General features: G+C 39.0%; 6 protein-coding genes, 1 tRNA gene and 2 pseudogenes. 2 read left to right on the top strand and 7 right to left on the bottom strand.

The genetic code is table 11. The features are described 5' to 3' along the window. Window positions 1-150: 150 nt before the first annotated feature. The 3 genes from Q0V26_RS17695 to murB are packed head-to-tail and all read right to left on the bottom strand — an operon-like array spanning window position 151 to window position 2,884. On the bottom strand, window positions 151-882 hold the full coding sequence (locus Q0V26_RS17695) for a type III pantothenate kinase (protein WP_297486289.1): 732 nt from the start codon (window positions 880-882) through the stop codon (window positions 151-153). After that, a complete protein-coding gene (gene birA, locus Q0V26_RS17690) occupies window positions 882-1,844 on the bottom strand; it encodes a bifunctional biotin--[acetyl-CoA-carboxylase] ligase/biotin operon repressor BirA (RefSeq protein ID WP_297486286.1) in 963 nt (320 codons plus the stop codon). Before birA ends, Q0V26_RS17695 begins: the two co-directional genes overlap by 1 nt. Continuing rightward, complete coding sequence (gene murB, locus Q0V26_RS17685) at window positions 1,844-2,884, bottom strand: UDP-N-acetylmuramate dehydrogenase (protein ID WP_297486283.1); 1,041 nt, start codon at window positions 2,882-2,884, stop codon at window positions 1,844-1,846. The genes birA and murB overlap by 1 nt, the downstream gene beginning before the upstream one ends. 74 nt (window positions 2,885-2,958) lie before the next feature. Between murB and Q0V26_RS17680 the strand changes: the two genes are divergently transcribed. After that, window positions 2,959-3,390 (top strand): GNAT family N-acetyltransferase, encoded by a 432-nt coding sequence (locus Q0V26_RS17680; protein ID WP_297486280.1) that lies wholly within the window; start codon window positions 2,959-2,961, stop codon window positions 3,388-3,390. A gap of 122 nt (window positions 3,391-3,512) precedes the next feature. Further along, a complete protein-coding gene (pssA, locus tag Q0V26_RS17675) occupies window positions 3,513-4,862 on the top strand; it encodes a CDP-diacylglycerol--serine O-phosphatidyltransferase (protein WP_297486278.1) in 1,350 nt (449 codons plus the stop codon). A gap of 236 nt (window positions 4,863-5,098) precedes the next feature. On the opposite strand, the pseudogene Q0V26_RS17670 reads toward pssA, so the two are convergent. From Q0V26_RS17670 to Q0V26_RS17660, 4 genes and pseudogenes are all read right to left on the bottom strand, one after another. Beyond that, window positions 5,099-5,350, bottom strand: a pseudogene (locus tag Q0V26_RS17670) (hypothetical protein); the annotation flags it as partial. A gap of 195 nt (window positions 5,351-5,545) precedes the next feature. Then, complete coding sequence (gene tnpB / locus Q0V26_RS17915) at window positions 5,546-5,674, bottom strand: IS66 family insertion sequence element accessory protein TnpB (RefSeq protein WP_363316474.1); 129 nt, start codon at window positions 5,672-5,674, stop codon at window positions 5,546-5,548. A gap of 66 nt (window positions 5,675-5,740) precedes the next feature. Next, window positions 5,741-6,056, bottom strand: a pseudogene (locus tag Q0V26_RS17665) (IS66 family insertion sequence element accessory protein TnpB). A 201-nt stretch (window positions 6,057-6,257) separates the two neighbouring features. Next, window positions 6,258-6,334: transfer RNA gene (locus Q0V26_RS17660), tRNA-Asp, on the bottom strand. Window positions 6,335-6,457 lie beyond the last annotated feature (123 nt).

Raw genomic sequence — 6,457 nt, 5'->3', positions numbered from 1 at the left:
AACTGGTGACCTACTGATTACAAGTCAGTTGCTCTACCTACTGAGCTAAGTCGGCTTAATTGATGCGCATTCTAGATAATGATGATTTTTGATGCAATACTTTAGTGCTTTTTTTTATACTTTTTTTATCAACTGACGTAATTTTATCCATTATCGACGTTTCGCATACAAAGCGAGTCCTTCAAGAACTAATTCTGAGCGGTGATTATAATTTTTAATATCGTCTAAAGGAAGATGGCGAACCCCGCCGCCGCACAATACAATTTCCGGCTCTACAGTGAGTTTTTCACGGGCTTCTTTTAAACCATATTCAATCAGACCTATCAATGCCGCGCGGCAACCATTTTTAAGACCGTCAGCCGTATTGTCTGCTAAACTTAAACGATCATTATGGTCATGATCAGAAAACACCTTAGTGGTATTTTCCAGTACCACTTTCATCATTAACTGGTAACCTGGCGCGATCCAGCCACCAAGATGCTTTCCATCACTACTTAAAACATCAAATGTTAATGCTGTACCAATATCAACGATAACAGTAGGACGCTTAAAATTTTGATGAATAGCGACCAATGTAAGCCAACGATCAACGCCTAAATATTGGTATTCGCCATAACCATTTTTAACCCCAAAATCTTTACGCATCGTCTTTACTTGCAGCACAGGGATATTCGCTACTTGTGCGATACGCTGAATCGTATTATCAACTTCAACGGGCCCAACACTTGCAAAAACAATGCGTTTAATCTTTTGTTCTAGAATAGGATCTAATACTAACTCTAATTTTTTACTCGGATATTTACCAATCAGCTCAACGCGACCACTTACATGTAATAGAGCAACTTTAACGTATGTATTACCCGCTTCAATTAATAATTGCATTAACAACCTCTAAGGCTTATTTCACCACCAATATAAGCAGTAATATCATCGTCATTTTCCAGCAATAAAGCCCCTTGCTCATTAATACCACGAGCAATTCCTTCTATTATACGATCACCAATCAATAGTTTAACTGGCCGATTTAAAAAATTATCAATTTTGTTCCAACGCTCAACAAAACCATTTAATCCAATCTCTTCATATTCTGTGAGCGTTTGATGAATACGATTAATTAACGTTGCCGCCAACACATTACGTGACGGTAAAGGAGAACAAGCGGCACTAAGATTTGTCCAATATTGATCAATCATCGTTGTCGCAGCCGTAGGCATCGCAATATTCAACCCAACGCCAATCACTAAATGCGCAGCATCACCAGCCTTACCTGTCATTTCAACTAAAATTCCCGCTAGCTTTTGATCATGATAATAAAGGTCATTAGGCCATTTTACGCGAATATCAGGCGCACCAAATTCTTGTAACGCCTCAGCAATAGCAACACCAACAACTAAACTTAACCCCATCGCTGCAGCAACACCCGCTTCTAAACGCCAATAGGTAGATAAATATAAATTACTTCCAAAAGGCGATTGCCACTGACGGCCACGTCGACCACGACCAGCTTGCTGATATTCAGCAAGACAAACAGCGCCACTTGGTAATTGATCGATCTGATTAAGTAAGTATTGATTAGTCGAATCAATCACCGGGATCAATTCTAATTGAGGGCTATTAACCAATTTAGCAAGACGCTGACTATCAAGTAATTCAATCGGGGCTACCAAACAATAACCTTTGCCTTGAACACTATATAAATCAAGCCCCCACTGTTGAATAATTTTAATTTGTTTAGCAATGCCAGCACGCGACATTCCCAACGCCAAACCTAATTTTTCACCAGAATGAAAATGACCATCAGCTAATAAACGAATAAGGGCTAAACGGGTTGAATGTTCTTTCATTATGCTTGTATCTCGGCCAAATGCGTTTCAACGTTAGCTGACATAAACCGCACCTCATGTTCCAATGCTATATCAAATTTTGTTGCTACACTATCAACCACGAACTGTGCAAGATGAATAACATCTTGCGCCGTTGCTGTACCAATATTTGTTAATACCAGCGCTTGTTGGGGATGTACTTTAGCACCGCCAATTTGATAACCTTTTAAGCCACACTGATCAATCAACCAACCCGCGGCTAATTTCACATGCTGGTCATCGACACCATAACTAGGCATGGTTGGATAATCAACCTGTAGCTTATCTAACATATTCTTTGTAATAATCGGATTTTTAAAAAAACTGCCAGCATTACCAATCACCGCAGGATCGGGTAATTTTGCTTTACGTACTTCGCACACAGTATCAAACACTTGCCGCAGAGTAACCGTTGCTATATCAAATTGATTTAAAGGTGCATACGCGATTTTAGGTTGCCACGTTTTTGGCAAACAGAAACCAACTGCAACAATGATGTGGTCATCTTTTAATTGATGCTTAAAAATAGAATCTCGGTAACCAAACTGACAAGATGCTGCGTCATAGCGTTTAACCTCCTGAGTGGTAACATTAAGCACATCGACATATTGACAAACATCTTTAAGCTCGACACCATAAGCACCAATATTTTGAATAGGTGATGATCCGACACAACCTGGAATTAATGCTAAATTTTCTAAACCACCAATATTACGATCTACACACCAACAAACCAGTTGATGCCAATCTTCACCGCCCCCGACATGCAAACAAAAATTCGTTGAGGTTTCAGCTAACGTAATACCCTTAATTCGATTAAGAATAACCACGCCTTGATAGTCTTCACAAAAAAGTAAATTACTGCCCTGTCCTACGACTAATTTAGGCATATTAAAAAAACTTGAATCGTGCCAAATATGAATGAAATCATCAATATTTTCGGCTTCTACAATCTGTGTGGCAGTAACATCAATACCAAAGGTATGATAAGGCGCTAACCTATGATCATGTAAAACTTTCATGTTAATTTGAGACCATATCTTTATACTATTTGATTCATTTTACCCGATTCAATCTCACAACGCAGTGTTTTCCCATGAACCAAATTCATTATCGACCATTAAATTTAATTCGTTTACCCATCGTCAATAAACTTTATAAAGATTTTTATCCCGCAGGAAAAGCTAAACGCGATGAGATTTTATGGGTTGGAGAATCGCCACAAGGCATTGTTTGCTGCGTTCGATTTAAATCTATTGGTGAATTACAGCTATTAACAGGCATGCTCGTCAAACCTGAATTCCGCGGTCAAAAATTGGCAACTCACTTACTTCAACGTGCCATGCCACAAATAAAACAAAAACCATGTTATTGCTTTGCATTTAAAGAACTTAAAATACTTTACCTACACGCGGGGTTTATTACATTATCCCCCGAGCAATTACCCCATGATTTACAGCAACGATTTGCACGTTACTGTAATAGCGGAAAAAAACTCATCCCAATGCAATATAAGGCTTGGTTATAATCATAATTTAGTGAGGTAGCTATATATCTGACAATGAGGTAGATTGACTTGCTACTTTTTCTGATATAATTCGTTCCTTAACTCAAATTTATCTTCTTATAGATCGTGTAAACGAGGCGATAATGGATTCAGCTATTGCTAACAGGCAGCATATAGATCAGCTGCCGCGTATTGCGCACAAGCCCGAAAATTTAGAGACTCTTTTTGACGCGAGTTCTTTCAGGGAGCGTTTGTACCAAGAAATTAATTCAGCGCAGCAACGTATTTATATTGTTGCTCTTTATCTGCAAGATGATGAAGCTGGTCGCGGTATTCTGACTGCGCTATACGAAGCAAAACAACGTAATCCGACATTAGATATTAAAGTATTCGTTGACTGGCACCGCGCTCAGCGTGGCCTCATAGGTGCGAGTCAATCCGATGGTAATGCCGCCTTATACCATGAATATGCCGAAAAATATCAGCATTCGATTGAAGTTCTTGGCGTACCAGTACGAAATCGCGAAGTATTTGGTGTCTTGCACCTAAAAGGCTTTATTATCGATGATAGCGTGATATACAGCGGCGCTAGCCTTAATGATGTTTATCTCGCACAACATGACCGCTATCGTTACGACCGCTACCATGTTATTAAAAATAACAAATTAGCGAATAGTATGGCGCAATTTATCACTGAAACCTTAGTGGAAAGTGATGCGGTCAATTGCCTAAATCAAGCAGAACGTCCCGATACAAAATCATTAAAAAGCGCGATAAAAGATCTTCGAGCAAAATTACAACAAGCAAGCTATCACTACACATCAGAAGCTATCGCAGCAGATGAAGTAGGTCTAACGCCACTCATTGGTTTAGGTAAGCGTCGAAATCAACTCAATCAAGATATTTGTACTTTAATTGCCAGTGCGCAGAATAAATTAACCATTTGCACACCTTATTTTAATTTTCCTCGTGGTGTCAGCAAAGAAGTCATTAAAGCGCTAAAACGTGGTGTGAAAGTCACGATTGTTGTTGGCGACAAAACAGCGAACGACTTTTATATTCCACCATCAGAGCCGTTTAAAACTATTGCAGGTCTACCTTATCTCTACGAAGTCAACCTACGTAATTTTGCAAAAAATAATGAAGCAGCAATAGCAAGTCGCCAATTAGCGATTCACTTATGGAAACATGATAACAATAGCTTCCATCTCAAAGGGATCTGGGTCGATGATCAATACATGCTAGTGACAGGAAATAATTTAAACCCACGAGCATGGAAACTTGACCTAGAAAACGCCATTCTTATTCATGATAAAAATCAACATCTCGCTCCGCAAACTCAGCAAGAAATTGATTGTATACTGACTCACACCACATTAATTGGCAGCTATAAGCAAATCGAGAAAATCGACAGCTATCCAGCCCAAGTAAAGAAATTAATTAAGCGGATCCGCCGAATTAAAGTCGATCATATCCTTAATCAAATTCTATAATACTGATAGCAAGCGCAGTAATAATTATTATTACTGCGCTTGCTGTGATCATCAACCCACTAGATTTTCTCAGCCTGCACCTCATCCCCTCTATTATATATTCGTCATCAATATACCCACAGAATTACCCTATTTCAGCATCTTAGATATATTCAAAGAACTACTCCAAATTATAAGTGCTTCTTTTTATAATCAATGATAATGCAAACAGTAGAACACCAAGTTTTCAACATGTATCAGCCCCATGAACTTACGGGCGATATTATTAGTGTTTGAAGCAGCGCATTTATTTCTGGCTCAGGTTGCGCCCGTTTTTCATGCATTTGGCCAAGTAGCCGTAGAGGATAAGTCTGTTGGCTTTTGCAGTTTCCACGACGTTATAAAGCATCGCACTCGGCCTATTAGAAAGCAGCCCGTTTTTTCTGCCTATCACTATTGATTGTACGTTCAGCGCGATTATTGTCGAGAGATAAGTGTCCATCATCAATTAACACCATGAAAATATGTAAGTTATGTCTATTTATAATCCATTAAATCATGGTTAACTCATTTATTTTTATTGGTTTATGACCAATAATAGTGAAGCCAGAAAGTAACTCGTCGAGATCATTTTGAAACAAACTGAATACCTGTAACTTCTCTTTTGAAGAACAGTTATATTTAGCTTTTTCGAGCCGCTTATATCAGAGATCGAAACCCGCTTTATCCCAGTATAATATTTTGATCTTATCACGCTGCTTATTAGTAAATAAGAACAGAGCACCGGTTCCAAGGCTAAGGCGGTGCCATTTTCGATAATTGCGGCAGCCCATTGATCGACTTTCTAAAGTCAACACTCTCACGATAAAGGTAGGTATCTGGAGCGGTGAGCATACGCTTCATGATAATATACCCGTCAATTCAGCAACATAAGTGGCAGGCGTACCTTGCGGAATACTGAGTTCAATATCGTTGACGAAAAGTGTCATGTTAGCAGTAGGTGTTTAAGAAATTTGATACTTTGTTGTCTTTTCGACGACTTCAGCTCGAATAAACCTTTGAGATGTGACAGTGTCTTTGAATTGTTGATGTTTGGCATAAAACGTTGAAGGACTGAGACCATTGCGTTTGCAAAAAAGCAAGTTTTGATAATGAACTCGGTTTGGATTGTTCAATAAGGATTTTCCATTCTTGGTTGGTCAGTCGGTTGAGCATTTCAAATCTCATCTGGATTGGAGGTTTGATCTTATTCTTCGTCTTGAGTGATTAGAATGCGGAATTTATGATGTGCTTACGATAAAATAACACTAAAACATATCAAAAATATTATTGCTATGTACTGACTACCTAGTAAAGATAACCACTTTCGATAGACGAAAAAAAACCTAAATCGTTAGATTCAGGCTTCTTTAATAATGGCGGAGTGGACGGGACTCGAACCCGCGACCCCCGGCGTGACAGGCCGGTATTCTAACCAACTGAACTACCACTCCGCAGTGTCTATTCAGCATAAATGCAACTTGTTGTCTCTACCTTTTTTATCAAAAAGATAAAAACGAAATTAAAGCCTGGCGATGTCCTACTCTCACATGGGGAGACCCCACACTACCATCGGC

The organism is uncultured Photobacterium sp. (assembly GCF_947039875.1).
Lineage (GTDB): Bacteria > Pseudomonadota > Gammaproteobacteria > Enterobacterales > Vibrionaceae > Photobacterium.
This window is presented reverse-complemented; position numbering and strand designations above follow the sequence as displayed.

Bases quoted from the DNA above. Each gene is read 5' to 3' on its own strand.
- birA (WP_297486286.1), bottom strand. From the start codon at position 1,844: ATGAAAGAACATTCAACCCGTTTAGCCCTTATTCGTTTATTAGCTGAT.
- pssA (WP_297486278.1), top strand. From the start codon at position 3,513: ATGGATTCAGCTATTGCTAACAGGCAGCATATAGATCAGCTGCCGCGT.
- murB (WP_297486283.1), bottom strand. From the start codon at position 2,884: ATGAAAGTTTTACATGATCATAGGTTAGCGCCTTATCATACCTTTGGT.
- Q0V26_RS17680 (WP_297486280.1), top strand. From the start codon at position 2,959: ATGAACCAAATTCATTATCGACCATTAAATTTAATTCGTTTACCCATC.
- tnpB (WP_363316474.1), bottom strand. From the start codon at position 5,674: ATGGGCTGCCGCAATTATCGAAAATGGCACCGCCTTAGCCTTGGAACC.
- Q0V26_RS17695 (WP_297486289.1), bottom strand. From the start codon at position 882: ATGCAATTATTAATTGAAGCGGGTAATACATACGTTAAAGTTGCTCTA.